We start from the raw sequence: 26612 nt of genomic DNA, 5'->3' as shown, positions 1-26612 counted from the left end.
GCTGGAAAGGAGGGGCCATGCAGCGCCGCCCCCTGCTCATGCTCACCTGCCTGTGGCCGCTGGATGCGGCCATCGGCGCGCCGTCGCTGCCGCAAGCACTGCTATACCCGCGCCACCAGGCGCAAGACGATCCGCAGCAAGCCTATGTGACGGCCTTGCTGCGGCTGGCGCTCGCCCGTTCGGGCCATGCCTACGTGCTGCGCCGTTCCGCGCTGCGCATGGTGCAGACGCGCGCCATGCAGGAAATCGCCACGGCGACGGGCAGCGTGGATGTCGTCTGGGCCATGACCAGCCGCGCCAGCGAAGCGCAGTTGTTGCCGGTGCGCATACCCATCGACCGTGGCCTGATCGGCTGGCGCGTGGCCCTGGTGCAGGCGCGCCAGGCTCAGCTGCTGCGCCAGGTGCGCAGCCTGGCCGACCTGGCGCGCCTGTCCGCCGGGCAGATGCGCGACTGGCCCGACGCGGCCATCCTGCAGGCGAACGGCTTGCGCATCGATACGTCGAGCACTTATGAGGGCTTGTTCCAGCAACTGGCGGCGGGCCGCATCGATTACTTTCCCCGTTCCGTGATCGAGGCGCAAAGCGAGCTGGCCAGCCATGCGCGGCTGCCGCTGGCGCTCGATACGCACCTGGTGATCCGCTATCCGGCGGCCCTGTATTTTTTTGTCGGCAAGCACCGGCCCGAACTGGCCCGCCACATCGAGGCGGGACTGGAAAAAATGCTCGCCGATGGCAGTTTCGCCCAGCTGTTCCAGCGCCATTTCGGCCGCCTGGCGGACCAGCTGAAGCTGGCCCAGCGTCATGTACTGGACCTGGCCAATCCGGACCTGCCCGAAGAGACGCCATTGGCGCGCAAGGCGCTCTGGTACCGTCCAAAATATTACTAGTGGTATTGTTGATCGGTGTCAAATAGGCACTTCAATCGTGCGCAGCCTGTTTGAGAAATATCAAGACGAGTTCAACAGAACACCTGTTGACACTTAGAAAATTTTCGCCGAACATGATTCCACGTTACAACATTTTCCCAGTGCTTCCCCCTCTATGGCAGGTGTTGCGCGGGACCCCATACGCCCGTTCGACAGCCAGCGCCTGCCAGCCCAAGAACGCGCAGCCATCCGTATCTTTTCGAAGGTTTGCTCATGCTCGATTCGATCGCGTCGGTATTGCACCAGGTTCCCGAATTGGCCTTGTTCCTGGCCCTGGCCCTGGGCTACGCGGTGGGACAGATACGCTTCGGTCCGATCCAGCTGGGCGGCGTGTGCGGCACCCTGATCGCCGCGCTGCTGATCGGCCAGGTGGGCATCACCCTGGACGCCAGCGTGAAGAATGTCTTCTTCATGCTGTTCATCTTTGCCCTCGGGTATGCGGGCGGCCCGCAGTTCTTTGCCAACCTGAATGCCAAGGGCTTGCGCCTCGGCATACTGTGCCTGATCGAAGTGGTGGCGGTGCTGGCCCTGGTGCTGCTGGCCACGCGCATCATGGGCCTGGACCAGGGCACGGCGGCCGGCATGATGGCGGGCGCGGCGACGGAATCGGCCGTCGTCGGCACGGCCACGGACGCCATTTCCAAGCTGGCCTTGCCGGCGGCCCGCATCGCCGAGCTGCAGGCGAACGTCGTCACCGCCTATTCGATTACCTATATCTTCGGCCTGATCACCATCGTCATCGCCACCAGCCAGATTTTCCCCATCTTGTTGCGCGTCAACCTGCGCGAGGAAGCGGACAAATTGTGGGCGCAGATGGGCGGCGCGCAGGCGGATGCCGATGCCTTGCAGGCGACGCCGGAAATGGTGGGCCGCGCCTACCGCATCAGCCGTGGCGCGGGGCGCCGTCTCGATGCCTTGCAACATATTTTTGCGGGCCGCGCCAGCATCACGCGCGTGCGCCGGCATGGCAAGGTGCTGGCTTTGGTGCCGGAACTGCGCCTGCGCACCAACGATGAAGTGCTGGTGATCGGCCACCGGCCCGCGCTGGTGGCGGCCGAAGCCATCCTGGGCGAGGAATTCGCCGATACGACGGGCTTGAACATGGCCGTCTCCGCCGTCGAAGTGGTGCTGCAGCAGGCGTCGCTGGTGGGCCAGTCGCTGCGCCAGGTGGCGCTGCCGGCCGGCGTGCATGTGGCGGCCGTCGTGCGCGGCGAACACAGCATGCCCCCGCTGCCGGACCTGACCCTGCAGCGCGACGACGTGCTGCGCCTGTATGGCACGACGGAAGGGCGCGACTTGAACACGGCCCTGGCCGCCATCGGCAAGCGTGTGCCCACGGGCGACCGCAGCAATATCGTGTATGCCAGCATCGGCATCGTGCTGGGCGTGTATATCGGCGGTTTTTCCGCCAGGCTGGGCGGCATTCCCTTTTCGCTGGGCACGGGGGGCGGCGCCTTGCTGACGGGCCTCGTGTTTGGCTGGTACCAGGCGCGCAAGCCCGGCATGCCGGGCATCCACCCCAGCGCGCTCGACATGATGAAGGATATCGGCCTGGCCACCTTCATCGCCTGCGTGGGCCTGGCGTCGGGGCCGCAGGCGATCGACCTGATCCGCCAGTACGGCCTGTCGCTGCCCCTGATGGGCGTCCTGATCGCCGTCATCCCCGCCTCGATCTCCTTGTGCGTAGGGCACTTTTTCCTGAAGCTGGAAGCGCCCGTGCTGCTGGGCGCCATTGCCGGCCAGCAGTGCAGCACGCCGGCCCTGTCCGCCGTGCAGAACGCGGCAGGCAATTCGACGCCCTTGCTGGGCTATACGATTACCTATGCCATCTCGAATGTGGTGTTGCCCCTGATGGGGCCCCTGATCGTGGCCCTGGCCGGCTCGGTGCACGCGTGAGCGCGGCCGCGGGCCGGTTTCAATGAATTCCTTCAAAACGAAAGGCGGTTAGCATGGAATGGTTGCATGAGTTATTCAAGAAGTCGCCTGAAATTGCCTTGTTCCTCTCCCTGGCAGTGGGCTACTACATCGGCAAGATCAAGTTCGGCTCGTTTCAGCTGGGCGGGGTCGCCGGTTCACTCCTGGTGGCGGTGCTCGTCAGCCAGGTGGGCGTCGCCATCGACCCGGGCGTCAAGTCGGTGCTGTTTGCCCTGTTCATTTATGCGGTCGGCTATGAAAGCGGCCCGCAATTCTTCAATTCCCTGGGCCGCCAGTCGGTGCGCGAAATCATCCTGGCCGTGGTGCTGGCCGTGACGGCGCTGTTGACGGTGGTCATCATGGCCAAGATCTTCGGCCTCGACAAGGGCCTGGCGGCCGGCGTGGCGGCGGGCGGCTTGACGCAGTCGGCCATCATCGGCACGGCCGGCGACGCCATCACCAAGCTGGGCCTGGCGGCCGACGAAGTGGCGCGCCTGCAAGGCAATGTGGCTGTCGGCTATGCCGTGACCTATGTGTTCGGTTCGTTCGGCGCCATCATCGTCTGCGTCAATATCCTGCCGAAGCTCATGGGCCGCACCATCCGCGAAGACGCGATCAAGGCGGAAACGGCGCTGCAGGCGGGCGTGCAGGTGTTGGGACCCGGCCAGACGCCGGCCGCGCCCGATCTCATCGGCCGCATCTATGAAGTGGGCCCGGGCGCCGGCCGTTCGGTGGCGGAGATCGAAAGCGCCAATCCGAACACGGCCATCACCATCGAGCGCGTCAAGCGCAATGGCCAGATCGTCGATGTCAGCCCCGACCTCGTGCTGGCGGCCGACGATATCGTGCTGCTGGTGGGGCGCCGCGAAGCCATGCTCAGCGTGTCTTCCCAGCTGGGCAAGGAATTGCATGCCGTCGAAGGCATGGAACTGGTCATGCAGCGCCGCGACATGGTGCTGACCAACAAGGTGTACCACAACAAGACGGTGGGCGAGATCCGCAACGCGACGGCGCCGGGCGTGCGCCACGGCATCTTTGTCGTGCAGCTGAGCCGCATGGGCAAGATCCTGCCCATGCAGTCGGAAACCGTCGTGCAGACGGGCGACGTGGTGACCATCTATGGCGCCGAGCAGGACGTCAAGCGCGTGGCGGCCGAAGTGGGCTACATGATCGTGCCGAGCGCCAAGACGGACTTTGTCTACATGGGCGCCGGCCTCGTCGTCGGCCTGCTGGTGGGCTTGCTGGTGGCGCGCATCGGTTCGATTCCGCTGACCCTGGGCAGCGGCGGCGGCGTGCTGCTGTCGGGCCTGGTATTCGGCTGGTTCCGCGCCAAGCGCCAGACCTTTGGCTACATGCCGAGCGGCGCCGTGCAAATCCTGAAAGACCTGGGCCTGGCCGGCTTCGTCGCCGTCGTCGGCCTCACGTCGGGCCTGCAAGCGGTGGAAACCGTGCGCCAGCACGGCCTGACCCTGTTCGGCGTGGGCGTCGTCGTGACCATCCTGCCGATGATACTGACCATGTTGATCGGCCGCTATATCTTGCGCTACGACAACGTTGCCGTGTTTGCCGGCGCCTTGTCCGGCTCGCGCAGCGCCAACCCCGCCTTCGGCGAAGTGCTGAACGCGGCGCAGAACTCGATTCCCACCGTGCCATTTGCCATCACGTATGCCTTGGCCAATGTCTTCCTGACCTTGCTGGGCCCGCTTGTCGTGGCCTTTGTTTAGTCAGCGAGTGTTTGTACTACCCCAGCCGCCGGTACGGGGCTTCCTCACTGTAAGTTGATAAGGAGTAGCAGAAATGGATTTCAGTAACCCAAGCAAACTCGCCCTGTTGAGCCCATTCGAATTGAAGGATGCGCTGATCCAGACGGCCAAGCAAAGCAACCGTTTGATGCTGAACGCGGGCCGCGGCAACCCGAACTTCCTGGCCACCACGCCGCGCCACGGTTTCTTCCAGTTCGGCCAGTTCGCCATGACGGAAGCGGAGCGTTCCTATGTTTACATGGAAGACGTGGGCGGCTTCCCCACGCGCGACGGCATCGAGGCGCGCTTTGAAATCTTCGTGCGCAAGCATGCCGATACGCCGGGCGTGCATTTCATCGAGGCGGCCGTGTCGTACGTGCGCGACCAGCTGGGCCTGAGCGCTGGCGACTTCATCTACGAGATGTGCGAAGCGATTCTCGGTTGCAACTATCCGGTGCCGGACCGCATGCTGCGCCTGTCGGAAAAGATCGTCGGCCAATATATCCACCGCGAAATGGTGGGCGACCATCCTTTTGTGGGCAACTTCGACATGTACGCCGTCGAAGGCGGCACGGCGGCCATGACCTATCTGTTCGCCAGCCTGAAATCGAACCACATCATCCAGGAAGGCGACACCATCGCCCTGGGCATGCCGATCTTCACGCCGTATATCGAGATTCCCCAGCTGAACGACTACAAGCTGAACACCGTGCATATTGACGCGCCGCAATCGAATAACTGGCAATTCACCAAGAAGGAGCTGGACAAGCTGCTGGACCCGAAAGTCAAGGCCTTCTTCCTCGTCAATCCGAGCAATCCGCCATCCGTCAAGATCGACGACGAGACGCTCGAATACATCGCCAAGATCATCAAGAAGCGCCCGGACCTGATCATCCTTACCGATGACGTGTATGGCACGTTTGCCGACAATTTCGTCTCGCTGTTTGCCATGTGCCCGTACAACACCATCCTCGTCTACTCGTTCTCGAAGTACTTCGGCGCAACGGGCTGGCGCATGGGCGTGGTGGCCACGCACGAGAACAATATCCTCGACGAAAAAATTTCCAAACTGCCGGAAACCGTCAAGAAGCAGCTCGACGCGCGCTACCACTCGATTACCACGGAGCCGCGCAAGCTGAAATTCATCGACCGGCTGGTGGCCGACAGCCGCACGGTGGCGCTGAACCACACGGCCGGCCTGTCGACGCCCGTACAGGCGCAGATGACCCTGTTCTCCCTGTTCTCGCTGATGGATGAGGAGCAAAAGTACAAGCAGTCGATGAAGCGCATCGTGCTGCGCCGCAAGGAAGCGCTGTACCGCGAACTGGGCTTGCCGATGGTGCACGACGCCAACTCCGTGCGCTACTATCACTTGCTGGACATGGAATCGCTGGCCGCGCAGATGCATGGCGAGGAATTCTCGCAGTGGCTGCTGAAAAAGCTGAAACCGAACGAAGCGCTGTTCCGCCTGGCCGAGGAAACGGGCGTGATCCTGCTGCCGGGCCGCGGCTTCGGCACCACGCATCCGTCGGGCCGCGTCTCGCTGGCCAACCTGAACGAGTACGACTACGCCAATATCGGCCGCGCCATCCGTGGCATGGCGTCCGAGTTCTTCGCCGTATTTGAGAAGGAAAAGGCGGGCAAGGGCGCCAAGAAAGCTAAAAAGTAAGGGCTTGCTGGCCAGCTGACCGCAACGGGCGCTTCGCAGGAGGCGCCCGTTTTTGCGTGGAAGCGACAGTTTCCTCCAGTGCAGGCTGGAATGGACTTCCTTGCATATAATTGCTATTGTGAAAGTATAAACATGGCAATCCCGTGCTTTCCCCTCATTCATTGACTGGACGCTACATGGGCAGATTGCAAGCACACATCTCATTATTACTGGCCAGCGCCATGGGCGCGGCCTTGCCGGTCCAGGCGCAAACGCCGGCGGGCGCGCCGCTGACCTTTGGCGAAGCGCTGCAGCAAGCCGCCTCGGCCTCGGGGGCGGTGCAGGGCGCGGCGCTCGACGTGCGCGCGAAAACGTTGAAGGCCGAGGCCTTGTCGAATATCGACGGCCCGTCGGTGGACTTGACGGCGTTTCGCGGCCGCCTGTCGACGGACTTGAATATCGATACCAGCGGCCTGTCCGGCGTGGTGGGCGGCATCGAGTCGGTGCTGCCGCCGATACCGGGCTTGCCTACGCCCCATATTCCCAATTCCCTGAACCGTGAAGTGGTCACTGACCTGACCTCGTTCGGCTTGCTGGGCATGTGGCCCATCTACACGGGCGGGCGCCTGGACGCCGTCAAGGGCCTGGCCTCCAGCCTGACCCTGGCCGCGCAAGCGGAGCGCGCGGAGGCGGAAGAACAGCTGGCCACGCTGGTGGCGCAGCGCTATTTCCAGTTATTGCTGGCGAAACGGGTGGTGGCCGTGCGCGCCGAAGTGACGGCCGGCGTCATCGAGCACCAGCGCGACGCGGCCAAGCTGGAAAAGGGCGGCCTGATTTCGCGCGCCGAGCGGCTGCGCGCCGACGTGGCCCTGGACAGCGCCCGCAGCGACGAGGCGCAGGCGCGCAGCGACGAGGAAATCGCCCAGGTGGCGCTCGACCGTTTGCTCGCCGTCCATACGCAGGTGCGCCCCAGCACGCCGCTGTTCGTCAACAGTTTGCCGGTCGGCACCTTGCAATCGTTCATCAGCACGGGCATGCGCGAAAATGCGAACTGGAAAAAGATCGACAGCAAGCGCGTGCAGGCCGAGCAAGCCTTGAAGTTGCACGGCAAGGAATACGCGCCCACCGTGTTTGCCATCGGAAACTACAATTTGAATCGCGGCAATGAAAAGCTCGTGCGCTCGAACTGGGCCATCGGCCTGGTGGTGGCCGTGCCGCTGGTGCACCGCATCAATACGGGCAAGATGATCGCCGCCGCCAAGCTGGACCAGGAACGGGTGGAAGTGGTGGCGCGCCAGGCCGAGCGCGACATTCCCACCCTGATCGAGAAAAACTGGCGCGCGCTGGAAAACGCCCGCATCCAGTACCTGTCCACGGCTTCGTCGGTCGAGCTGGCGCGCGAAAATATCCGCCTGCAGACGGTAGCTTTTCAGCAAGGGCAGGTGACGTCGCTGGAAGTGGTCGACGCGCGCCTGAACCTGGCCAAGGTCGAGACCCAGCGCGCGCAGACGGCCTATAACTATGTGATGGGCCTGGCGCAATTGCTGGAAGCGACGGGCGAGACGCAGCGTCTGGGCAGCCTGGCCGCCGCGGCCGACATCCAATTACCTCTGGACACCAAATAATGAGCAATTCCAAAAAACCAGTGGCCATCGGCGCCGCCATCATCGTGCTGGCCTTCGTGGGCTGGGGCCTGTACCAGGCGTTCCAGCCGCAGCGCCTGCCCTTGCAGGGGCAGATGGATGCGCAGGAAGTCAACGTTTCGTCGAAAGTGCCGGGCCGGGTGGGCGAGCTGTACGTCAAGCTGGGCCAGAATGTGCAGAAAAACCAGTTGCTGTTCCAGCTGACGAGCCCGGAAGTGGACGCGAAGATTGCGCAGGCCACGGCGGCCACGCAGGCGGCCGATGCCGTGGCGAAAAAAGCGGAAGCGGGCGCGCGCCCCGAGGAAATCGCGGCCGCGAAAGCCAACTGGGAACGGGCGCAAACGGGCGCCGCCATCGCCAAAACGACATTTACCCGCGTCAACAATATGTTCGAGCAAGGCGTGATCGCGCGCCAGAAACGCGACGAGGCGGAAGCGCAGTGGCGCGCCGCCGACCAGCTGGCGCAGGCTGCGCGCGCGCAATATGACATGGCGCAAAAGGGCGCCCGTCCGGAAGACAAGACGGCCGCCGCCGCCCAGGCGCGCCAGGTGGGCGCCGTGCTGACGGAAGCGCAGATCGCCCTGGCCGAAACGAAGATCGGCGCGCCGGTGGCGGGCCAGGTCAGCAAGATCCAGATACAGCCCGGCGAACTGGCGCCGCAAGGCTTCCCCGTGATTACCCTCGTGAACCTCGACGACGCCTGGGCCGTGCTGCAGGTGCGCGAAGATGAGATGGGGGCGTTTTCCATGGGCAGCACGCACACGGCCAATGTGCCGGCCCTGAAACAGCAGCTGAGCTTCAAGGTCAGTTCCGTGGCCGTGCTGCCGGACTTCGCCACGTGGCGCGCGGCCCGTCCGGGCGGCACGGACTTGCGCACGTTCGAGATACGCCTGCGCCCGGCCATCAAGGTCGATGGCTTGCGTCCCGGCATGTCGGTCGTGTTTCCGCCGCTCTGATCGCCGATGAGCGAGATGGACAAAGAACAGCCGGCGGCGCTGGCGCGCGAGTGGGCGCGGCTGCTCGGCGATTTCTGGGATCTTGGCATGCTCAGCTGGATTCCCGTCGTGCTGTGCGGCATGCTGTGGCTGATTTTTTCCGCCGGCATCGCGCGCGACTTGCCCATCGTCGTCATCGACAATGACAATTCCGCCCTGTCGCGGCAACTGACGCGCTGGCTCGACGCCTCGCCGGGGATGAGCGTGGCGGCGAAAGTGGCGTCCAGCGACGATGCCTTGCATCACATCCGCGAACGCACGGCCTTCGGCTACCTCGTGATCCCCGGTGATTTTGAAAAACAGTTGCTGGGCGGCCGGCAAGCCACCGTGCAATGGCTGTACAACGCGCAATTTTCCTCGCACGCGGGCGCCTTGCTGCGCGACGTGCGCACGGTCAGCACCACCTTGTCGGCCGGCATCGAGATGACGGCCCGGGGCAAGAAGGGCATGTCGCCCGTGCAGGCGGCGGCCCAGTTCGAGCCTGTCCGCACCACCCTGAACAGCCTGTACAACGACAACATCAGCTATGAAGCATTCCTTACCCTGGCGCTGATGCCGGCCATGCTGCAGATTTTCATCGTCGTCGCCGTCGTCACCTCCATCGGACGCGAGTTGCGCGACGGCACCGTGCCGCAGTGGCTAGCCTCGGCCAACGGCAGCTGGCTGCGCGCCGTCGGCGCCAAGCTGCTGTTTCCCTTGCTTGCCTATGTTGCGCTGGCGCTGCTGTATCTGCTGTTCTTCAGCCTGGCGCGGGGCTGGGCCGTGGCGGGCAGCTTGCCGGCCTTGCTGCTGAGCATGTTGCTGCTCGTGCTTGCCTACTGCGGCCTGGCCACCTTGCTGATCGGCGCCACCTTGTCCCTGCGCCTGGCGCTGTCGGGCGCGGCCTTCATCACGGCGCCGGCCTTCGCATTCGCGGGACAGGCGTTCCCACTGCTGTCGATGCCGCCGCTGGCGCGCGCCTGGGCCGAAGCCTTGCCGCTCACGCATTATCTGCAGCTGCAAACGAAATACTGGCTGGCCGGCGCGCCATGGCGCTATGGCGTCCAGGAAATGCTGATACTGGCCGGTATCGCCATCGGCTGCGGCGCCGTGGGCCTGTTGCTGCTGGCGCGCCGCGCGAATGGGCCCGATGCATGGGGGCGCACATGATCTGGTCCGCCTTTCTCGCCACCTGGCGCGCCATGCTGACGGACAAGGGTGCGCTGACCTTGCTGTTTGTCGGCGGCATCATTTACTCGTTTTTTTATCCCTTGCCGTATTCGACGGAAATCGTCCAGCGCGTGCCTGTGGCGGTCGTCGACCAGGACCGCAGCGCCATGTCGCGCCAGATGACGCGCTTTGCCATGGCCCATCCATCGCTGGAAGTGATTGCCGTGACGCCAGACTTGCCCGTGGCGCAAGATTTGCTGTGGCGCGAGCAGGTCATGGGCGTGCTGATCATTCCCGACGGCTTGCAGACGGACGTGCTGGCCGGCCGCGCCGCCCATGCGCAAGTGGCGGGCAATGGCTTGTATCTGATGTTGAACAAGGTGGCCCTGAATGGCCTGGCCGAAGTGGTGGGTACGGTGTCGGCCGGCATCGAATTGAAACGCCTGGGCGCGGGCACGCCATCGGCCATCCAGGCCAACCAGCAGCGCTCGCCCATCGCCTTCGATGCCGTGCCCCTGTTTAACATCAAGGAAGGCTATGGCGCCTATGTCGTGCCCGGCGTGGCGACCTTGATCGTGCAGCAGACTTTGCTGATCGGCATGACCATGCTGTTCGGCACCTGGTACCAGCGCAAGGCGTTCCCGCTGGCGCAACGGCGCACGGCGGGCGGCTACTTCGGCATGCTGCTGGCGTTTGCCTCGGTGGCTTTCCTCAACTGCTGCTATTTCTTTGGCTTCGTCTTCTGGTTCCAGGATTATCCGCGCGGCGGCAACTTTGGCGGCATGCTCTTGCTGCTGCTCCTGTTTTCGCTGACGGAAGCGGCCTTCGGCATGCTGCTGGGCATGCTGTTCCGCACGCGCGAGCGGGGCACGCAGCTGATGATCGCCACCTCGATGCCGGTGCTGTTCCTGGCCGGCCTGACCTGGCCCGTGTCGTCCATGCCCGTCGTGCTGCAATGGCTGCGCTGGCTGTTGCCGTCCACGGCCGGCATCCAGGGCTTTGTTGCGCTCAATCAAATGGGCGCCTCGCTGCATGAAATCCGCCATGAAGTGGCAGGGTTGCTGTGCTTGCTGCTGGCCTGCGTGGCGCTGGGCTGGTGGCGCTGGCGCAGGATGGAAGAGACGGTTGTCGATTTGAACAAGGCGTAACGGGAACGATATGCAATAATTTCGTTTTCACATTAAATAACAACGCCAGACAAAACCGACGCGCAGCAGGTTTTGATCGGCGTCAACCAGCCATGTCCGCCTTCAACCTGTTCCAGCGCCTGTCCCAAGCCCCCACCAAGCCGAAGGCGGCGCCTGCCGCGCGGCAGTTCGACGTGGCGGACCTGTACCAGGGACCCATCGCGCTGGGCGGCGATGGCGAGGCGCAAGCGCGGCCTTTCGATGAAAAACTGCGCCAGGCCTATTTCTGGATCGTCAACCACGCCATCATCAGCCCCCATTACGATATCGAGTACAACGATGGCCCGTCGCAGACGTATGCCGTGGGCGACAGCCGGCGCACGCTCAACTTGCCGTCGGCGCAAAGCTATTCCAGTTTTATTCTGCTGCCGCTGCTGACGTTCGCCACGCGCCGCAAATGCCTGTTCGTCGGCGGTCCGGGGCGGGGCAAGACGGCCAGCGCCCTGCTGATGGGCGTGCTGGCCGGCTCCACCGTCAAGGAAGTCAAGCGCGCCATGCAGCACGGCCATCCGCAGATGACGGTGGCCGACTTGCTCGGCAATCCGCTGCCGGCCGACCTGGTCAACGCGCAAAGCATGGACGATATCCGCATCGCCTGGCGCGCCTGGCTGGGCATGCGCGTGAAAATCGTCGATGAATACAACCGCATCCCCACGCGCACGCAAAGCGCGCTGCTCACCGTCATGGGCGACAATTACGCGGAAGTGCTGAACCATATCTATGAGTGTCCGGAAGCGGCCTGGTATCTGACGGCCAACGACGACCAGGGCGGCGGCACCTATCAGGTGATCGAAGCGCTGCGCGACCGGGTCGACGTGACGGTGCAGGCGCTGGCCTTCAATCCGCGCTTTTTAAGTGAATTGCTGCTGCGCGTGGAAGAAAACGTGCGCCCCGAGGAACTGGTGCCGCCCGAGATCATCTTCACGGAAGCGGAGGTCGACCAGATCGGCGCATCGATCCGCCAGGTGGCCGTGCCCGACGCCGTGCGCCGCCGCCTGGAGTTTTTCGCCAGCCAGTTCGAGCTGTTCGAGACGGCTGGCGGCCAGTTCGAATACATGACCAAGGATACGGCGCGCCTGTCCGGCGCCGACCGGGGCGCCGCGCAGGCGGCCGACAATGGGCGCGACCGCCTGAAGGACCTCGGCTGCCAGACCTTGAACGGCATCTCCGTGCGCACACTGATGGCGCTGCTGATCTACGCCAAGGCCATGGCGTATTTTCGCGGCACCAGCGAGGTGGCGCTGGAAGACTTGCGCCAGGTGCTGCCGTTTGTGCTGCATAACAAGCTGCAGCCGGACCCGGACGCGCCCTTTTTCGCGCTGCCGGAAAATGCCGCCTACCGCAGCGACAGGCTGGGCTGGCTGCGCCGCCTGTTCGATTTGTCGAACGATGAATTCAACCGCCTGGACCTGGACCGCGACGATCCCGTCGGCGTGCTGTCGGCCGAATTCGACCTGGGCCTCGACGGCGTCAGCGAGCGCGAGACCCTGGCGCGCCTGAACCGCATCGAAAAGCTGATCGGCGAACGTACAAAAGGGCGCAAGCTGTATGGTCCCCTGTACGACGACCTGCTGAAATTGAAGTATCTGCATCAGCGCTATACGAATTACCGCAGCTGGCTGCGTTCGCAATGAATGACGCGCTGAACGTCGACCATTGCCGCGGCTTTCTCGATGCGCTGGCCGTGTTGAACGGCGAGGCCAGCGACCTGTGCGCAAGCTACGAGCTGCAGCGCCTGCCCGACGCGCCGGACCTGGTCACGGCGCTGGGCTTGCGCGTCGAGGATTACGCCTTGAATGTGATCGCCCCGGCGCGCGACCTGCCGGCGCCCCTGTGGCACATCACGGTGGCGCCGTGCGGGCGCGCGCAGCTGGAGCAGGTATGCCAGCGCTGGTTCTTCTCGTCGGACCACATGCAGACGGCGCCGCCCGGCCGTTTTCGCGCCTGCCTCGTCAACGCCTTCCTCGAAGTGCTGGACATGTCGCTGAGCGGATTTACGGTGCACAGCGTGAAGATGACGCAGCCGCCTGGTGTCTGGTATGCGATCCACTGGGACGAGATCGCGTTCGAATCCGGGAACGAGCGCTATCTGCTGCACTTTTCGCACAGCGATTGAGGGACGGCGATGATTTCTCCTGCCTTTGCGGCCATCCTTGCCAGCGGCCGCGCCCAGTTCAACGGCCGCGCAGCGGAAGCGCGCCGGCGTTTTCCCGCGCTCGACATGGCCGCCTTCGGCGCCTTTTTGCACGATGGCGTCGACCCGCTGGTGGCGGCGGTGGCCGCTGCCGCGCCCGAGCGGGCCGGCAGCGTCACCCTGGCCGCCTACGACATGGCACTGGAACTGGTGGGCCATGGCCTGGCCGGCCCGGCCGCGAAAAATCCTTTCCTGAATGGCGTGTGGCGCGCGCTGGCGCCGCAGTTTGCGCCGCTGCTGGCGACGGCTGCCGTGGACGTGCTGGGCTTGCTCAGCAACGCTGCCATCCACCTTGCGGGCGTGGCGGGCGCGCGCCCCGCGCAATGGCAGCGCGAACTGGCGGCGCTGGCGCCGCAGATCAGTGCTGTGGCTGACTTGCGCGCCGTGGGCCAGGTGCTGGCCTGGCGCGCCGGCGTCGCGCATTTCCGCCTGGGCGCGCTGGCCGCCGCCGATACCTTGCCGCCCGCGCTGGCGCTGGCCGCCTTTGGCGAACCGGGTGCGCACTGGCCGCAGGTGCACGCGCAATTGCTGGCCAATCCGTGGCGCGGCAATGCCGAAGGCAGGGAGTTCGGCAGCTTCAGTGGCTACGGTGGCGCCTTCGGCACGCCGCCGCAGGTGCGCGCCACGGCCGAGGGCTTTGTCGTGTGCAGCGGCGAGCGCCATTATCTGCTGGTGGCCGATGCCTGCGGCGCCGTGCTGCATGGCGCCACGGCGGAAGAATACGCGCTGGCGTCAACCGACGTGCCGGCGTCCGTGCGCCTTGAGGGCGCGGCCGTGCAGATCGGCGCGCGCCGCATTGAACTTGACCTGCCGGCGGGCGAGATCGCCATCGCCGCCAATGCGCATACCGTGGCCATCACGTCGCCTTACACGCATGCGATCCGCCTGCTGCCGCTCGCATGAAACCGGGCGCCGACACTGCGTTGATCGACACCTGGCGCGCCGCCTGGCCCGAGGCGCTGGCCGTGTGGAGCAAATTCACGCGCCTGCGCGACCCGAGCCTGTGCGCCAGCCGTGTCCAGGCCAGCAAGGAAGGCTTGTCCGGCAGTTTCGCCATGATCCGTTTGCTGGACCAGAGCGTGGTGGTCGATCTGCCGCTGGTGACGGAGCTGGGCCTGGACGACTATGCGCTGGAAATCCTCGCGCATGAAGTGGGCCACCACATCCTTGCGCCGGGCAGCGCCGGCGACCAGTTTCGCCTGCTGGCCCGCATGCGCCGCGCCTTGCCCACGCTGGAGCAGCACGCGCCCATGGTGGCCAACCTGTACACGGACCTGTTCATCAACGACCGCCTGCAGCGCCAGGCGAACCTGCGCATGGCCGACATTTACCGCAAGCTGCAGCAGGGCAGGGAGCCGGCAGCGGATGGCAATGCCAGGGCCAGCGGCGGCGTATGGACCTTGTACATGCGCATCTATGAAAACCTGTGGCAGCTGAAAAAGGGCGAGCTGGGAGGCGCAGCGACCGGTAGTGATGCGGACGAGCGCCTGGATACGGATGCCTGGCTGGGCGCGCGCCTGATCCGCGTCTACGCGAACGACTGGATGCTGGCGGCGGGCCGCTTCGCCACCTTGCTGCTGCCTTACCTGGTGGAAGACACGGATGCCTTGAGTCCCAGCCGCTATCTGCACGACACGCGCGACGCGGCGCGCGGCTGCCAGACGTATGGCGCGCAGCAGATCGAGGATGACGAGGAGGACGGCGCCATCCATCCCGTGCACGACCAGCGCATCTCGGGCCTCGATGGCGAAGAAGCCGCCGCCGATGCGCCGGCCAGGGCGGCTGGCGGCCAGCTGCGCGAGCCGTTCGAACTGGGCGACATCTTGAAGGCGTCTGGCGTGGACCTGAGCGACCATGAAATCGCCATCCGCTACTATCGCGAGCGGGCCTTGCCGCACCTGGTGACATTTCCATCGCGTCCAGCGCCCGAATCGCAGGAGCCGCAGATGGAGGGGCTGGAAGCGTGGGAAACCGGCGATCCGCTGGAAGACATCGACTGGCTGCAGTCGGTGCTGCAGTCGCCCCGGCCCGTGCCGGGCGTGACCACGGTGCGCCGCGTGTACGGCCGCGAGCCGGCGCGCGCCGTGGACGCCATGCCCGTCGACCTGGACATGTATGTCGACAGCTCCGGTTCCATGCCGAATCCGCAGGCGCACACCTCTTTTCTGACCCTGGCCGGCGCCGTCATCGCGCTGTCGGCCTTGCGTGCCGGCTCGAAAGTACAGGTGACCCTGTGGAGCGGCAAGAACGAAGTGATGCAGACGCCCGGTTTCGTGCGCGACGAAGACATGATCCTCGGCGTGCTGACGGGATTTTTTGGCGGCGGCACCTGCTTCCCCATTCACTGTCTGCGCAAGACCTATGCGGCCAGGCGCGAACGGCCCGCGCACATCCTGATGATTTCCGACGACGGCATCACCACCATGTTCGACGGCGATGAGCAGGGCAACAGCGGCTGGGACATTGCCGCCAAGGCGCTGGCCCAGGGCGGCGCCGGCGGCACCATGGCCCTGAACCTGGAACGCGGCTGGGATGGCGCGGCAACCCACACGTGGCTGCAGCAAACCTATGAGGACCTGAAACGCGCGCGCCGCGAACAGGGCTGGGATATCCACGCCGTCGAGCGCTACGAGGATTTGCTGGACTTTGCGCGGGCGTTCAGCCGGCGCCACTATATAAAATCATGACATGCATACTCCCGGTCCCCACCTTGAAATCCTGACCCACCGCCTGGCCGACACCCCCGTCGAATTCCTGGGTGAACCGCGCATCGCCGGCGTCGCCAACGCGCAGGCCGTGGCGGTGCCTGCGCTGGTCAATGATATTTTGCTGCTGCATGGCGCCCGCGCGCCGGCCGCGTCCTTGCAGGGTTTCCAGGGCGCGCAAGTGAAGGCGGACCGCAACCGGCTCGCGCTGGCCATGATCCTGTGCTGGCTGCTGGCCGACGACTGGTTCATCGCGCAGCGGCTGGCGCAGCAGGACTTGCTGCAGGTGCTGGGCGAGGCGGCGCGCGAGCTGGCCGCGGCCACGCCGGCCCACCAGTTTACGCACGATCCCGAGCGGCGCGAGGAACTGGCGCGCATCGTGCTGGCGCGCCTGGGTTTCCGTCCCGCCGATGAAAGCGTGGCACAGGCCACGGACAGGCTGTCGGCCATCAGCGGCACGGAGCGCCGCAGGCTGCTCGAAGCGAGCCGCCTGGCCGAGCAGCGCGCGCGCGAGATACGCGAAGCGCTGGCCAAGAAGGCGGCCGAGGAATCGGCCGACAAGTGGTCGCGCGAATGAGCGTGGATGCGAATCTGCCTGGCGGCGCCTGGGCATCCGACCGCGAATATTGTCCCACGCTGACGCAGGCGGGCAGGGACATGCTGGAGCGTTTGCGCAGTCACCCTTCTGCGCCCCGCTACCGCAACCGCAGCGGCAACAAGCTGCTGGCAGAAGAAGTCGACGCGCTGCGCGCCTATGAGCGCGAGGTGATGGAGGCCGGCATCGGCTGGAGCGCCGATGCGCCGCCGCCCTGGCTGGCGGATTTCCTCAGAAAGACCTATGCCGCCGTCCCCTATTACCGCGCCTGCGGTTCGCCGCCCGCGCGCCTTGTCGACGTGGCGCCCATCAGCCGCGCCGAGCTGGCGCACGACATCGCCGCCTTCGTGCCCGACGATGCGGACCTGGCGCGCATGATCAATTTCCAGACCACGGGCACCACGGGCCACCCGCTGCTGATCGCCTCGCACCCGTTGGTGGCCGGGCGCTACCTGGCTTTCCACAAGCGCGCGCTGCAGCGGTTCGGCGTGACCTTGCGGCATGGCGCGGGACAGGTGGGCGTCATGCTGCTGGGGCACCAGCGCCGCTGCTTCACCTATGTCTCCGTCACGCCCACGATGGGGGAGTCGGGGCTGGCGAAGATCAACCTGCACGTGGACGACTGGCGCGACCCTGACGACCGCGCGCGCTACCTGGACGCCATGGCGCCCGAGCTGATCGCGGGCGACCCCATCTCGTTTGCCGAGCTGTTGACCCTGCCCATGGCGCACCGGCCGGCCGCGCTGCTGTCCGTGTCGATGATGCTGTTGCCGGGCATGCGCGCGCGGCTCGAAGCGGCTTTCGGCTGTCCCGTGCTCGATATCTATTCGCTCAACGAGGTGGGACCCGTGGCCGTCTACGACGAGCAGGCGGGCGGCCACGTGCTGCTGCAGCACGGGCTGTACGTGGAAATCCTCGATGCGGCTGGCCGGCCCGTGCCCGAGGGCACGCGCGGGGAGATCACGCTGACGGGCGGCTTCAATTTCTGCCTGCCCCTCGTGCGCTACCGCACGGGCGACTACGCTTCGCTGGCGCATGGTCCGCACGGCCCCGTGCTGGTGGGACTGGCGGGCCGCAGTCCCCTGCGCTACAAAACGATCCACGGCGGGTGGATCAATAATATCGACATCACGCACGCCCTGAAGCCGCTGGCCATCGCCGTGTTTGGCGTGCACCAGCAGGGCGACGCCTCCGTCGTGCTGCGCCTGGCGCCGAACGCCATGCCGCATGAGGATCAGGCGCGCGCCTTGCTGGCGCCTTTCTTTGGCGCCATCGGCGTGGAAGTCTTGCTGGCGGAAGACAAGATCATTCAATACACGTCGGATTTGCGGGAAGCGGTGGCATGATAGGATTTGCAGTGAACAAATACAAGCGCGGTCTCGTCGTGGGTAAATTCTGCCCGCTGCACCTGGGTCATGAACTGCTGATACGGCGCGCGCTGGATGCCAGCGAAGAGCTGCTGGTGGTCAGCTACACCAGGCCCGAATTTCCAGGACTGGAACCGGCGCGCAGGGAAGGCTGGCTGCGCGCGCAATTTCCTCAGGCGGCGGTCGTGGTGCTGGACGATGCGCGCCTGGCCGCCCTGTGCGCGGCGCGCGGCGTGCCGGCACGGACCTTGCCGCATAACGATGATGATGGCGATCTCCATCGCCACTTCATGGGCTGGCTATGCTGGACGGTGCTGGAGCTGCCCGTCGATGCCGTCTTCAGCAGCGAAGAGTATGGCCCCGGCTTTGCGCAGGTGCTGCAGCGGCGTTACGCGATGGGCGCGGTGGCGCATGTGAGCGTGGACCAGGCACGCAGTCTGATGCCCGTGTCCGGCACGCAGGTGCGGCAAGACCCGCATGCGCACGGCGCCTTCCTGTCGCCGGTCGTCCGCGCCAGTTTTGTGCGGCGCGTGTGCGTGCTCGGTGGCGAGTCGAGCGGCAAGACGACCCTGGCCGCAGCGCTGGCGGCGCATTGCGACACGGGCTGGGTGGCCGAATATGGCCGCGAGCTGTGGGAAAGCCAGGACGGCATCCTGGCCTACGACGATCTGCTGACGATAGGCAGGGAGCAGCTCAAGCGCGAAGCTGCGGCCGCCGGGCAGGCGCGGCGCTGGCTGTTTTGCGATACCTCGCCCCTGACCACGTATTTTTACTGCGTCGAGATGTTTGGCAAGGCCGAGGCGGAACTGGCGCAGCTGGCCGAACATCGTTACGACCTGGTCGTGCTGTGCGCGCCCGATTTCCCGTTCATCCAGGATGGCACGCGCCGCGACGGGGATTTTCGCGCGCGCCAGCATGCGTGGTACCAGGCCGAGCTGGCGCGGCGCGGCATCGCCTTTGTCACTGTGTCCGGCACGGTGGCCGACAGGGTCAGGCAGGTGGCGCAATTGCTGGTGGCGCCGTAGGGCGGATTTGCGGCGTACGCCGCGTAATCCGGCGACATTGTGAGCGTATGTGGTGATGTCGGATTACGCTCCGCTAATCCGCCCTACGCCTCTGCGCACGCAGCGCTTACCGCAGCCAGGATCTCATCTGAAAACGCTTCATCATCGACGGCGCGCGCCAGCGCCACGGCGCCCACCATGGCCGACAGCATGACGATGGCGTCCTGGCGCGGATTGCGCCTTTTCTGCCACGGGAAATGCGTGGCCAGCTTGCCGATGATGGTTTTCAGGTGGAAGGTGAAGGCGGGGCGCACGGCCGGCTGCTTGCGCACGTCGCCGGCCAGCGCGGCCAGCAGGCAGCCATTGCCGGGCGCATCGCGGTGGGCCGCGCTCACATAATCGCGCACATACTGGCGCATCGCATCCGGGCTGGCCGTGGCCGCATCGAGCGCGGCGCGCGAATGGGCCGAGCCGTGCAGGGTGCTTTCCGCCATCAGCGCTTCCTTCGAGGCGAAATGGTTGTAGAAGGGACCATGCGTGAGTCCCGTCGCCTTCATGATCTGTCCCACGCTGACGCCGTCAAAGCCCTGTTCGCGGAACAGGCGTGCCGCTTCCGTCAGGATGCGCTGGTGTTTTTCCGCCGTCTCGGCCGCTGGATATCGCATGGTGTGCTCCGGTAAAGATAATTTCTGTTGACATCATACATGATGCTCGTCATGATTGCGACATTGAGCATGATGATCGTCATGTTTGATGCCGCAACAAAGCATGATAGCTGTCATGTTTGACGCATCATGTCGAAAAACCATCCACCGAAACTTACAATGCAAAGGAATCATCATGAGTACAGTCAATACACAAGGCACGGCCCTCGTCACCGGCGCCTCGTCGGGCCTGGGCGCCGTGTATGCGGACCGCCTGGCCAGCCGCGGCTTTGATTTGATCCTCGTGGCGCGCCGGGTCGAGCGCCTGGGCGTGCTGGCCAAATCGCTGGCGGAAAAATACGGCGTGGCCGTGCGCGCCATGGCGGCCGATTTGTCCGCGCCGGCCGACCTGCAGCGCGTGGCCGATGAACTGGCCACCAATCCAGCCATCACCATGCTGGTGAATAATGCGGGCGCCTCGACCCTGGCGCCGGTACTCGATACCCCGAAAGCGGGGATCGCCGCCATGGACAAGGTCAACGTGACGGCCGTGGCGGAGCTGAGCTATGCCGTGCTACCGCAATTCAAGCTGCGCAACAGCGGCACCATCATCAATATCGGCTCCGTGCTGTCTTTCCATATTTTGCCTGTCAGCACGATCTACAGCGCCACCAAGGGCTATGTGATGAATTTCACGCGCGGCCTGCAGCAGGAACTGGCCGGCACGGGCATCGTGGTGCAGCTGGTGCTGCCTGCCTCGACGGCGACGGAAATCTGGGAATTGAGCGGCGTGCCGCTGGCGCAGCTGGACCAGGCCACCATCATGCGCGCGGAAGACTGCGTCGACGCGGCGCTGGCGGGCCTCGACCAGGGCGAGCTGGTGACCTTGCCCTCCGTGGAAGACAAGGAACTGTGGGAGCAGTTTGACGCGGCCCGCCTGGCCCTGTTCGCGGGCGCGATGCGCGGCAAGCCGGCATCGCGCTATGCCATCGCGGGCTGATACCTGCGGCAGCGGAAGCTACAGCGGCCGCACGGGGATGCAGATCTCGCAAGAGAATTCGCCGGTGGCCGGGTCCAGCGCCGTGGCGGCGGAAAAGCGCTCGAAGCAGGGGCGCTCATCCCATTGCAGGCCGCTGGCCGGCATCCATTCGCGGGCCATGCGCGTCCACGCTTCGGCGATGGCGCTGGACGGTCCCTTGAATTGCGCCACCGCATAGCGTCCGCCCGGCAGGGTGGTGATGCTGGCCCTGCCGCCTGACTGGAAAGAGTCGGGCACGGCGACGCAGGCGTCGTAGCGGCATTTGTCCGGCGGCGTGAGGCTGGGATCGTCATGGCCGATGCCGTAGCAGGTCGCGTCGCCCAGGCCGTGCGATTGCATCCATGGCGCGACGGTGTCGCGCCAGAAGGCGCCGATGGCGGGACCGTAAGGGCCGATATGGCGCTGGCATGCCACGGTGGCGGGCGGCAGGTCGAGGATGGTGACTTGCATGGGACTCTCTCTGTAAAGTGAATTGGAGTGCCCATGGTGCTGGAAGTCCGGCCCGTTTTCCTGACCGGCATTGCGCAAGGCCTGATCAGGATTGCTATCTTGCCGGCGCTGGCGCATGGCCGCGAGCATGGCAGCGTTTTTCGCGGCGACGCCGGCGCGCCAGGCCGTCGGCGTGCAGCCGAACTTCAGCTTGAAGGCGCGCGCGAACGCTTCGCCGGAGCCGAAGCCCGTCGCCAGCGCGATGTCCAGTATCGCTTCGCCGGGGCGGCAGGCGAGCCGCAAGGCGGCAGTTTCCAGGCGCCGGCGGCGCGCATAGTCGCCCAGCGTTTCGCCCATCCAGGCGGCAAACACGCGGTGGAAATGGAAGCGGGAAAAATGCGCGACGTCGGCCAGCTGCGCCAGGTCCAGCGGCGTGTCCAGGTGGCGGTCGATATGGTCGAGCACGGCGTTCATGCGCCGCGCGTACTCGGCGCGGAACTGGCCGGACGCCGGCTGCACAGGGGGAGTAGGAGGGGAGGACATGCGGCCGATTATGGCATGAACTCCCCTCGCTGCGGCTTGAAAAAGGCCTCAGGCCGCGTTCAAGGCCTGCTCCAGGTCTTCGCGCAAATCGTCGATATGCTCGATGCCGACGGACAGGCGCAGCATGTCTTCCGACACGCCCGCCTTGGCCAGTTCTTCGGGATTGAGCTGGCGGTGCGTGGTGGAGGCCGGGTGCGTGGCCAGCGACTTGGCGTCGCCGATGTTGACCAGGCGCGTGAACAGCTGCAGGGCGTCGAGCACGCGGGCGCCGGCCGCGCGTGGGTCTTCACCAGCCGCCAGCTTCAGGCCGAAGGACAGGATGCCCGAGGCGCGGCCGTTCATGTATTTGCGCACCAGGGCGTGGTCAGGGTGGTCTTCCAGGCCCGCGTAATTGACCCACGCGACTTTCGGATGGTTTTTCAGGTGCCTGGCCAGAGCCAGGGTGTTGTCGCAGATGCGATCCATGCGCAGGGCCAGCGTCTCGATGCCCTGGATCAGCTGGAAGGCGCTCAGCGGCGAGATGGCGGCGCCCATATTGCGCAGCGGGACGACGCGCGCGCGGCCGATGAAGGCGGCGGGGCCGAACGCTTCCGTGTAGACCACGCCGTGGTAGGACACGTCCGGCTCGTTCAGGCGCTTGTAGCGCTCCTTGTGCTCGGCCCACGGGAACTTGCCGCTGTCGACGATGGCGCCGCCCACGGTGGTGCCGTGGCCGCCCAGGTATTTGGTCAGCGAGTGGACGACGATGTCGGCGCCATGCTCGATGGGACGGAACAGGTAGGGGCTGGGCACCGTGTTATCGACGATCAGCGGGATGCCGTGCGCGTGCGCGATCTCGGCCAGCTTGGCCACATCGGTGACGTTGCCCAGCGGGTTGCCGATCGATTCGCAGAAGATGGCCTTGGTGCGCGCGTCGATCAGCGCGGCGAAGGTCTCGGGCTGGCGCGCATCGGCGAAGCGCACCTCGATGCCGATCTGCGGCAGGGTGTGGGCAAACAGGTTGTAGGTGCCGCCATACAGCTGGCTGGCGGAGATGAAATTGTCGCCCGCTTCGGCGATGGTCTGGATCGCGTAGGTAATGGCCGCCATGCCCGAAGCGACGGCCAGCGCGGCGACGCCGCCTTCGAGCGCCGCGACCCGCTTTTCCAGCACGTCCTGCGTCGGGTTCATGATGCGCGTGTAGATATTGCCGGCCACCTTCAGGTCGAACAGGTCGGCGCCATGCTGGGCGTTGTCGAAGGCGTAGGCCACCGTCTGGTAGATGGGAACGGCGGCCGCCTTGGTGGTGGGGTCTGGGGTGTAGCCGGCATGCACGGCCAGGGTTTCGATTCTCATGGTGTCTCCGGTTGCTATGGTATGCGGTGGTGAAATCCGCAGCCATTGTGCCATGAGCCACTTGCCAAGCTATCACGCTTGATAGAATATTAAGTCATAAGCTAGTGCGGTCTTGATATAAGTCATGCAGCTCCGCCAGTCCGATGAAACGTTCATGCGTGCCATGCTGGGCGCAGGCAAACGCGCCGGCGATGGCGCCACGGCGCATGGCGGCGTCCATGCCCGCACCATCGAGCCACGCCTGCAGGAAGGCGGCGACGAACGAGTCGCCGGCGCCATTCGTGTCGACCACGGGCAAGTCCAGTTGCGCGCACGGGAAGTGGCGGACCTCGTCGCTGCCGCGCTCCAGCAGGTAGGCGCCGTCGGCGCCCGCCATGGCGATCACGGCCTGCGCGCGGCCGGCCAAGACTATTGCGCGCATGACGGACTCCGTGCGCGCGCCCAGCGCGGCCGTGCTGAGGAAGACCAGGTCGGCGCGCAGCGCGAAAGTCCTGTGGTGCGGATTGACGCCATCCCAGTCGTGCAAATCGGTCGACACGGTGGTGCCGCACACGCGCGCGTCGTCAAACAGATCGGCCACCCACTCCATGATGGAAAAGTGCGCGTGGCGCGCGGGACCCAGGTAGGGCAGGTAAAACGCGGCGGGCATGCGCAGGTCTGCCGGATGGCGGCCGTCGTACAGCGACATCCGGCGCCCTTGCGGGTCGACCAGGTTGACGCTGCGCCGCGTGCCGGACGGCTCGACGATGTGCGAGAAATCGAGCTTGGCTTCCTTGTAACGCTGCACAATCGCCGCGCCCTGCGCATCGGTGCCGATGAAATCGATGAACTTGCAGCGCAAGCCCAGGGCATGGCAGCCGAGCGCCACGCCATTGCCCGTGTGCGCCACGTAGTCGAGAATGGGCGGCACGTGCACGGAATCGGCCACCGGCAGTTGCAGGTCGGGGACGCGCACGATGGTGTCGATGCCGGCACCGCCGACCACTAAGATATCGTAGGTACTCATGGTGCAGTTTTCTCCAGCAGGACGGTGCCGCCCGCGTTCACCGCGACGGCGCCATCTTTGACGATGTAGGTTTGATTGGTGTAAGCGTCGCGCAGCAGGGCGCCGTCGGCGAACACGCCGTGCACCTTCAGGTCGATGGCGCCTTGCGCCTCCGGCACGGCGATGACGGCATCGTCCTGCGTCACGCGGGCGAACGCGTATGGCTTGTCGTTGATGAAGCGGTGTTCGCCGCGCGCCAGCGCCGGATGGCGCAAACGGAACTGGCCCAGCTTGCGCGCATGCGCCAGGGTGGCCGCATCGGGCGAAGTCCAGTTCATGCTTGACCGCGTCGCCTGCTGTTCGTCGCCGATGGGCGCCGCGCCAGGCTGGCGGCCGCTTTCATCGCCGTAGAACAGCTGCACGCCGCCGGGCGCCAGCAGCAGGGCGGACAAGCCGTGTTTCAACTGCTCGCGCGGGAACAGGCTGGTGTCGTGCGACGAGATGTACGACAGGATGTCGTGGCGGGGTTCATTGCCTATGCGCTTGCCCAGCAAGCCCGCGTACTGGCGGTAGACGCCATCGAGCGTTTTCCAGTCGCCGCCGGCGCGGTGTTGAAAGTCGAAATTGATCATCGAGTCGAAACCCGCGTCGTGCCAGCCGCTGCGCTCGGGACCATGGCCCCACGCTTCGCCCGTCATCCAGAACGGCGCGTCGTCGATCTTCTGTTCAGGGTGGCGCGCCTTCCAGTCGGCCAGCGCATCGGTGGCGGCCGCGCGCAGGGCCAGCCAGCTGGCCGGCTCCACGTGCTTGACGGTGTCGGCGCGAAAGCCATCGACGCCGAATTCGCGCACCCAGTCGGCCAGCCAGTGGACGAGGTAGTCGCGCACGCTGGCGCCGGGCAGGGCCACGGCGCGCGTATCCGCCTTGCGTTGCAAAATCGGCGGCAGGCCCACGGCCTTGCCGCTCTCCGTGCGGAAGTCGGGCAGGTAGGCCAGCTGCATGGTGAAATCGTCCTGGCCGCCGTCGGGGTAGCCGGGCAGGCCGGCGCGCACCCAGTCCGGGCCCCACCATTGTGTGAATTCGAAGTTGTTATAGTCGATGTAGCTGTGATAATCGCGCAAGGTGGCTGTTTCGTGGCCGGGCCACAGCACGGGCACCTTGTACTGCGCCAGGGTGCGCAGGTCCGCGTAGCCTGGATGATTGAGCACGACGTCGAACAGCACGCGGATGCCTTGCGCGTGCGCCGTGGCTATCATCTCGCGCAATTCCTCGCGCGTGCCCATGTTGGCGTCCATGGTGGTGTAGTCGAGGGCCCAGTAGCCATGGTAGGCATAGTGCCGGAATTGCTGCTTGCCGCCCACCACCCAGCCGTGGATCTGTTCGTAGGGCGCCGTGATCCACAGGGCGTTGACGCCCAGCTCCTTGAAGTAGCCGGCCTTCAGCTGCTGCGTCAGGCCGGCGATGTCGCCGCCGTGAAAGCTGCCGATATTGCCGCCCTCGGGATCGGCGGCGCGGCCATAGCTGTGGTCGTTGCCGGGATTGCCGTTGGCGAAACGGTCCGTCACGGCAAAATAGACGATGGGGTTGTCGGAGAGTGTTGCTGAAACCTGCTTCCCTGCCTGCGCCGAAGCGCACACAAGCAGAGCGGCCAGCGTAGTCAGGGTGCGCCGCATGGTCAGCCTTTCACGCCGCCAGCCGTCAGGCCGGAGATCATCCATTTTTGCGCCAGCAGGAAGACGGCCGTGATCGGCAAGCCGGACAGGATGGCCGCCGCCGCGAAGTCGCCCCACAGGTATTTTTGCTCGTACAGGAACAGTTTCGAGCCGACGGCCAGGGTCAGGTTGTTCTGCTCGTGCAGCAGCACGGAAGCGATCGGGTATTCGATGATGGCGCCGATGAACGACAGCAGGAACACCACCATCAGAATGGGCACCGTCATCGGCAGCAGCACGTAGACGAAGGCTTGCCACTGCGTGGCGCCGTCGACCTTGGCCGCTTCCTCGATTTCGATGGGGATGGTCTGGTAATAGCCCTTGATGGTCCAGATATGCATGGCGATGCCGCCCGTGTAGGCCAGCACCAGGCTGCCGTGGTGGTCGATGCCCAGCCACGGCACATAGCTGCCCAGCAAGTCGAAGATGGCGTAGATGGCCACCAGGGCCAGCACGGCGGGGAACATCTGCAGCAGCATCAGCGCGGACAGGGTCTGCGACTTGAAGCGGAACTGCATGCGCGCGAACGCATACGCGCAGGTGGTCGACAGCAGCACGGTGACGGTGGCGCTCATGGTGGCCACCTTGATGGAATTCCATAGCCACAGCAGGACGGGGAAGTCCGGCTCGACCAGGGCGCCGTTGGCGGCCTGGTAAGACATGCCCAGCGCCAGGCGCCAGTGTTCGAAGCTGATTTCGGGCGGGATCAGGCTGCCAGAGGCGAAATTGCCGGGCCGCAGCGAGATCGACAGTATCATCAGGAAGGGGAACATCACCAGCGCGATCAGCGCGATCACGGCGGCATGGGCCGCCAGGATGCGCCAGCGGTTGGAACGGTCGACAACGATAGCCATGG

Annotated in this window: 22 protein-coding genes; 16 read left to right on the top strand and 6 right to left on the bottom strand. The window is 65.3% G+C overall.

From position 1 onward, the window contains the following. The first annotated feature begins 17 nt into the window (after positions 1 to 17). The 15 genes from O0880_RS22830 (at position 18) to O0880_RS22760 (ending at position 19090) form a co-directional block, all read left to right on the top strand. Positions 18 to 887, top strand: coding sequence for a transporter substrate-binding domain-containing protein (locus O0880_RS22830; protein ID WP_289888932.1), 870 nt, complete (start codon positions 18 to 20; stop codon positions 885 to 887). Positions 888 to 1139: 252 nt separating this feature from the next. Beyond that, complete coding sequence (aspT, locus tag O0880_RS22825; protein WP_289888931.1) at positions 1140 to 2822, top strand: aspartate-alanine antiporter; 1683 nt, start codon at positions 1140 to 1142, stop codon at positions 2820 to 2822. 53 nt (positions 2823 to 2875) lie between these two features. Further along, entirely contained in the window at positions 2876 to 4564 is a 1689-nt protein-coding gene (aspT, locus tag O0880_RS22820; RefSeq protein ID WP_071324334.1) for an aspartate-alanine antiporter, read from the top strand. A 73-nt stretch (positions 4565 to 4637) separates the two neighbouring features. Continuing rightward, the gene (locus O0880_RS22815) at positions 4638 to 6251 is read left to right on the top strand and encodes a bifunctional aspartate transaminase/aspartate 4-decarboxylase (protein ID WP_071324333.1); all 1614 of its coding nucleotides are present in this window, start codon (positions 4638 to 4640) and stop codon (positions 6249 to 6251) included. A gap of 176 nt (positions 6252 to 6427) precedes the next feature. After that, entirely contained in the window at positions 6428 to 7855 is a 1428-nt protein-coding gene (locus tag O0880_RS22810) for a TolC family protein (RefSeq protein ID WP_289888929.1), read from the top strand. Next, positions 7855 to 8829: an HlyD family secretion protein gene (locus O0880_RS22805; RefSeq protein WP_289888928.1), complete on the top strand. Its 975-nt coding sequence runs from the start codon at positions 7855 to 7857 to the stop codon at positions 8827 to 8829. Before O0880_RS22810 ends, O0880_RS22805 begins: the two co-directional genes overlap by 1 nt. A gap of 15 nt (positions 8830 to 8844) precedes the next feature. After that, the gene (locus O0880_RS22800) at positions 8845 to 10017 is read left to right on the top strand and encodes an ABC transporter permease (protein WP_289888927.1); all 1173 of its coding nucleotides are present in this window, start codon (positions 8845 to 8847) and stop codon (positions 10015 to 10017) included. After that, complete coding sequence (locus O0880_RS22795; protein ID WP_289888926.1) at positions 10014 to 11165, top strand: ABC transporter permease; 1152 nt, start codon at positions 10014 to 10016, stop codon at positions 11163 to 11165. The genes O0880_RS22800 and O0880_RS22795 overlap by 4 nt, the downstream gene beginning before the upstream one ends. A gap of 92 nt (positions 11166 to 11257) precedes the next feature. Next, positions 11258 to 12838, top strand: a complete 1581-nt coding sequence (locus O0880_RS22790; protein WP_071324328.1) for an AAA family ATPase — start codon at positions 11258 to 11260, stop codon at positions 12836 to 12838. Further along, complete coding sequence (locus tag O0880_RS22785; protein WP_289888924.1) at positions 12835 to 13320, top strand: hypothetical protein; 486 nt, start codon at positions 12835 to 12837, stop codon at positions 13318 to 13320. Before O0880_RS22790 ends, O0880_RS22785 begins: the two co-directional genes overlap by 4 nt. A 9-nt stretch (positions 13321 to 13329) precedes the next feature. Next, positions 13330 to 14301, top strand: a complete 972-nt coding sequence (locus tag O0880_RS22780) for a hypothetical protein (RefSeq protein WP_289888923.1) — start codon at positions 13330 to 13332, stop codon at positions 14299 to 14301. Beyond that, positions 14298 to 16085, top strand: coding sequence for a VWA domain-containing protein (locus O0880_RS22775; protein ID WP_289888922.1), 1788 nt, complete (start codon positions 14298 to 14300; stop codon positions 16083 to 16085). Before O0880_RS22780 ends, O0880_RS22775 begins: the two co-directional genes overlap by 4 nt. Position 16086: 1 nt before the next feature. Continuing rightward, complete coding sequence (locus O0880_RS22770) at positions 16087 to 16680, top strand: hypothetical protein (protein ID WP_289888921.1); 594 nt, start codon at positions 16087 to 16089, stop codon at positions 16678 to 16680. Between the two features lie 2 nt (positions 16681 to 16682). Next, positions 16683 to 18044 (top strand): capsule biosynthesis protein CapK, encoded by a 1362-nt coding sequence (locus O0880_RS22765; RefSeq protein WP_289888920.1) that lies wholly within the window; start codon positions 16683 to 16685, stop codon positions 18042 to 18044. Then, positions 18041 to 19090 (top strand): AAA family ATPase, encoded by a 1050-nt coding sequence (locus tag O0880_RS22760; RefSeq protein WP_289888919.1) that lies wholly within the window; start codon positions 18041 to 18043, stop codon positions 19088 to 19090. The genes O0880_RS22765 and O0880_RS22760 overlap by 4 nt, the downstream gene beginning before the upstream one ends. Positions 19091 to 19173: 83 nt before the next feature. Here the strand turns inward: O0880_RS22760 and O0880_RS22755 are convergent, their stop codons facing one another. Beyond that, on the bottom strand, positions 19174 to 19734 hold the full coding sequence (locus O0880_RS22755) for a TetR/AcrR family transcriptional regulator (protein ID WP_289888918.1): 561 nt from the start codon (positions 19732 to 19734) through the stop codon (positions 19174 to 19176). 175 nt (positions 19735 to 19909) lie between these two features. On the opposite strand from O0880_RS22755, the gene O0880_RS22750 reads away from it, so the two are divergent. Further along, positions 19910 to 20713 carry an SDR family oxidoreductase gene (locus tag O0880_RS22750; RefSeq protein WP_289888917.1) on the top strand — a complete coding sequence of 268 codons (804 nt, stop codon included), beginning with the start codon at positions 19910 to 19912 and terminating at the stop codon, positions 20711 to 20713. An 18-nt stretch (positions 20714 to 20731) separates the two neighbouring features. Here the strand turns inward: O0880_RS22750 and O0880_RS22745 are convergent, their stop codons facing one another. The 5 genes from O0880_RS22745 to malG form a co-directional block, all read right to left on the bottom strand. Further along, the gene (locus O0880_RS22745; protein ID WP_289888916.1) at positions 20732 to 21724 is read right to left on the bottom strand and encodes a GyrI-like domain-containing protein; all 993 of its coding nucleotides are present in this window, start codon (positions 21722 to 21724) and stop codon (positions 20732 to 20734) included. A 48-nt stretch (positions 21725 to 21772) separates the two neighbouring features. Further along, complete coding sequence (locus O0880_RS22740; protein WP_289888914.1) at positions 21773 to 23059, bottom strand: aminotransferase class I/II-fold pyridoxal phosphate-dependent enzyme; 1287 nt, start codon at positions 23057 to 23059, stop codon at positions 21773 to 21775. 94 nt (positions 23060 to 23153) lie between these two features. After that, positions 23154 to 24065 (bottom strand): carbohydrate kinase family protein, encoded by a 912-nt coding sequence (locus tag O0880_RS22735; RefSeq protein ID WP_289888913.1) that lies wholly within the window; start codon positions 24063 to 24065, stop codon positions 23154 to 23156. Continuing rightward, positions 24062 to 25762, bottom strand: a complete 1701-nt coding sequence (locus tag O0880_RS22730) for an alpha-amylase family glycosyl hydrolase (RefSeq protein WP_289888912.1) — start codon at positions 25760 to 25762, stop codon at positions 24062 to 24064. Before O0880_RS22730 ends, O0880_RS22735 begins: the two co-directional genes overlap by 4 nt. Then, positions 25720 to 26610: a maltose ABC transporter permease MalG gene (gene malG, locus O0880_RS22725; RefSeq protein WP_071324315.1), complete on the bottom strand. Its 891-nt coding sequence runs from the start codon at positions 26608 to 26610 to the stop codon at positions 25720 to 25722. Before malG ends, O0880_RS22730 begins: the two co-directional genes overlap by 43 nt. Positions 26611 to 26612: the final 2 nt, after the last annotated feature.

The sequence above is a fragment of the Janthinobacterium sp. SUN118 genome (assembly GCF_030397695.1).
Taxonomy (GTDB): Bacteria; Pseudomonadota; Gammaproteobacteria; order Burkholderiales; family Burkholderiaceae_D; genus Janthinobacterium.
This window is presented reverse-complemented; position numbering and strand designations above follow the sequence as displayed.

Excerpts from the sequence above, each read along its gene's own strand:
- O0880_RS22775 (WP_289888922.1), top strand. The coding sequence starts at position 14,298 with ATGAAACCGGGCGCCGACACTGCGTTGATCGACACCTGGCGCGCCGCC.
- O0880_RS22790 (WP_071324328.1), top strand. The coding sequence starts at position 11,258 with ATGTCCGCCTTCAACCTGTTCCAGCGCCTGTCCCAAGCCCCCACCAAG.
- O0880_RS22760 (WP_289888919.1), top strand. The coding sequence starts at position 18,041 with ATGATAGGATTTGCAGTGAACAAATACAAGCGCGGTCTCGTCGTGGGT.
- O0880_RS22735 (WP_289888913.1), bottom strand. The coding sequence starts at position 24,065 with ATGAGTACCTACGATATCTTAGTGGTCGGCGGTGCCGGCATCGACACC.
- O0880_RS22770 (WP_289888921.1), top strand. The coding sequence starts at position 16,087 with ATGCATACTCCCGGTCCCCACCTTGAAATCCTGACCCACCGCCTGGCC.
- O0880_RS22750 (WP_289888917.1), top strand. The coding sequence starts at position 19,910 with ATGAGTACAGTCAATACACAAGGCACGGCCCTCGTCACCGGCGCCTCG.
- O0880_RS22780 (WP_289888923.1), top strand. The coding sequence starts at position 13,330 with ATGATTTCTCCTGCCTTTGCGGCCATCCTTGCCAGCGGCCGCGCCCAG.
- aspT (WP_289888931.1), top strand. The coding sequence starts at position 1,140 with ATGCTCGATTCGATCGCGTCGGTATTGCACCAGGTTCCCGAATTGGCC.
- O0880_RS22730 (WP_289888912.1), bottom strand. The coding sequence starts at position 25,762 with ATGGATGATCTCCGGCCTGACGGCTGGCGGCGTGAAAGGCTGACCATG.
- O0880_RS22830 (WP_289888932.1), top strand. The coding sequence starts at position 18 with ATGCAGCGCCGCCCCCTGCTCATGCTCACCTGCCTGTGGCCGCTGGAT.
- O0880_RS22815 (WP_071324333.1), top strand. The coding sequence starts at position 4,638 with ATGGATTTCAGTAACCCAAGCAAACTCGCCCTGTTGAGCCCATTCGAA.
- O0880_RS22745 (WP_289888916.1), bottom strand. The coding sequence starts at position 21,724 with ATGTCCTCCCCTCCTACTCCCCCTGTGCAGCCGGCGTCCGGCCAGTTC.
- O0880_RS22795 (WP_289888926.1), top strand. The coding sequence starts at position 10,014 with ATGATCTGGTCCGCCTTTCTCGCCACCTGGCGCGCCATGCTGACGGAC.
- O0880_RS22800 (WP_289888927.1), top strand. The coding sequence starts at position 8,845 with ATGGACAAAGAACAGCCGGCGGCGCTGGCGCGCGAGTGGGCGCGGCTG.
- aspT (WP_071324334.1), top strand. The coding sequence starts at position 2,876 with ATGGAATGGTTGCATGAGTTATTCAAGAAGTCGCCTGAAATTGCCTTG.
- O0880_RS22805 (WP_289888928.1), top strand. The coding sequence starts at position 7,855 with ATGAGCAATTCCAAAAAACCAGTGGCCATCGGCGCCGCCATCATCGTG.
- O0880_RS22785 (WP_289888924.1), top strand. The coding sequence starts at position 12,835 with ATGAATGACGCGCTGAACGTCGACCATTGCCGCGGCTTTCTCGATGCG.
- malG (WP_071324315.1), bottom strand. The coding sequence starts at position 26,610 with ATGGCTATCGTTGTCGACCGTTCCAACCGCTGGCGCATCCTGGCGGCC.
- O0880_RS22755 (WP_289888918.1), bottom strand. The coding sequence starts at position 19,734 with ATGCGATATCCAGCGGCCGAGACGGCGGAAAAACACCAGCGCATCCTG.
- O0880_RS22740 (WP_289888914.1), bottom strand. The coding sequence starts at position 23,059 with ATGAGAATCGAAACCCTGGCCGTGCATGCCGGCTACACCCCAGACCCC.
- O0880_RS22810 (WP_289888929.1), top strand. The coding sequence starts at position 6,428 with ATGGGCAGATTGCAAGCACACATCTCATTATTACTGGCCAGCGCCATG.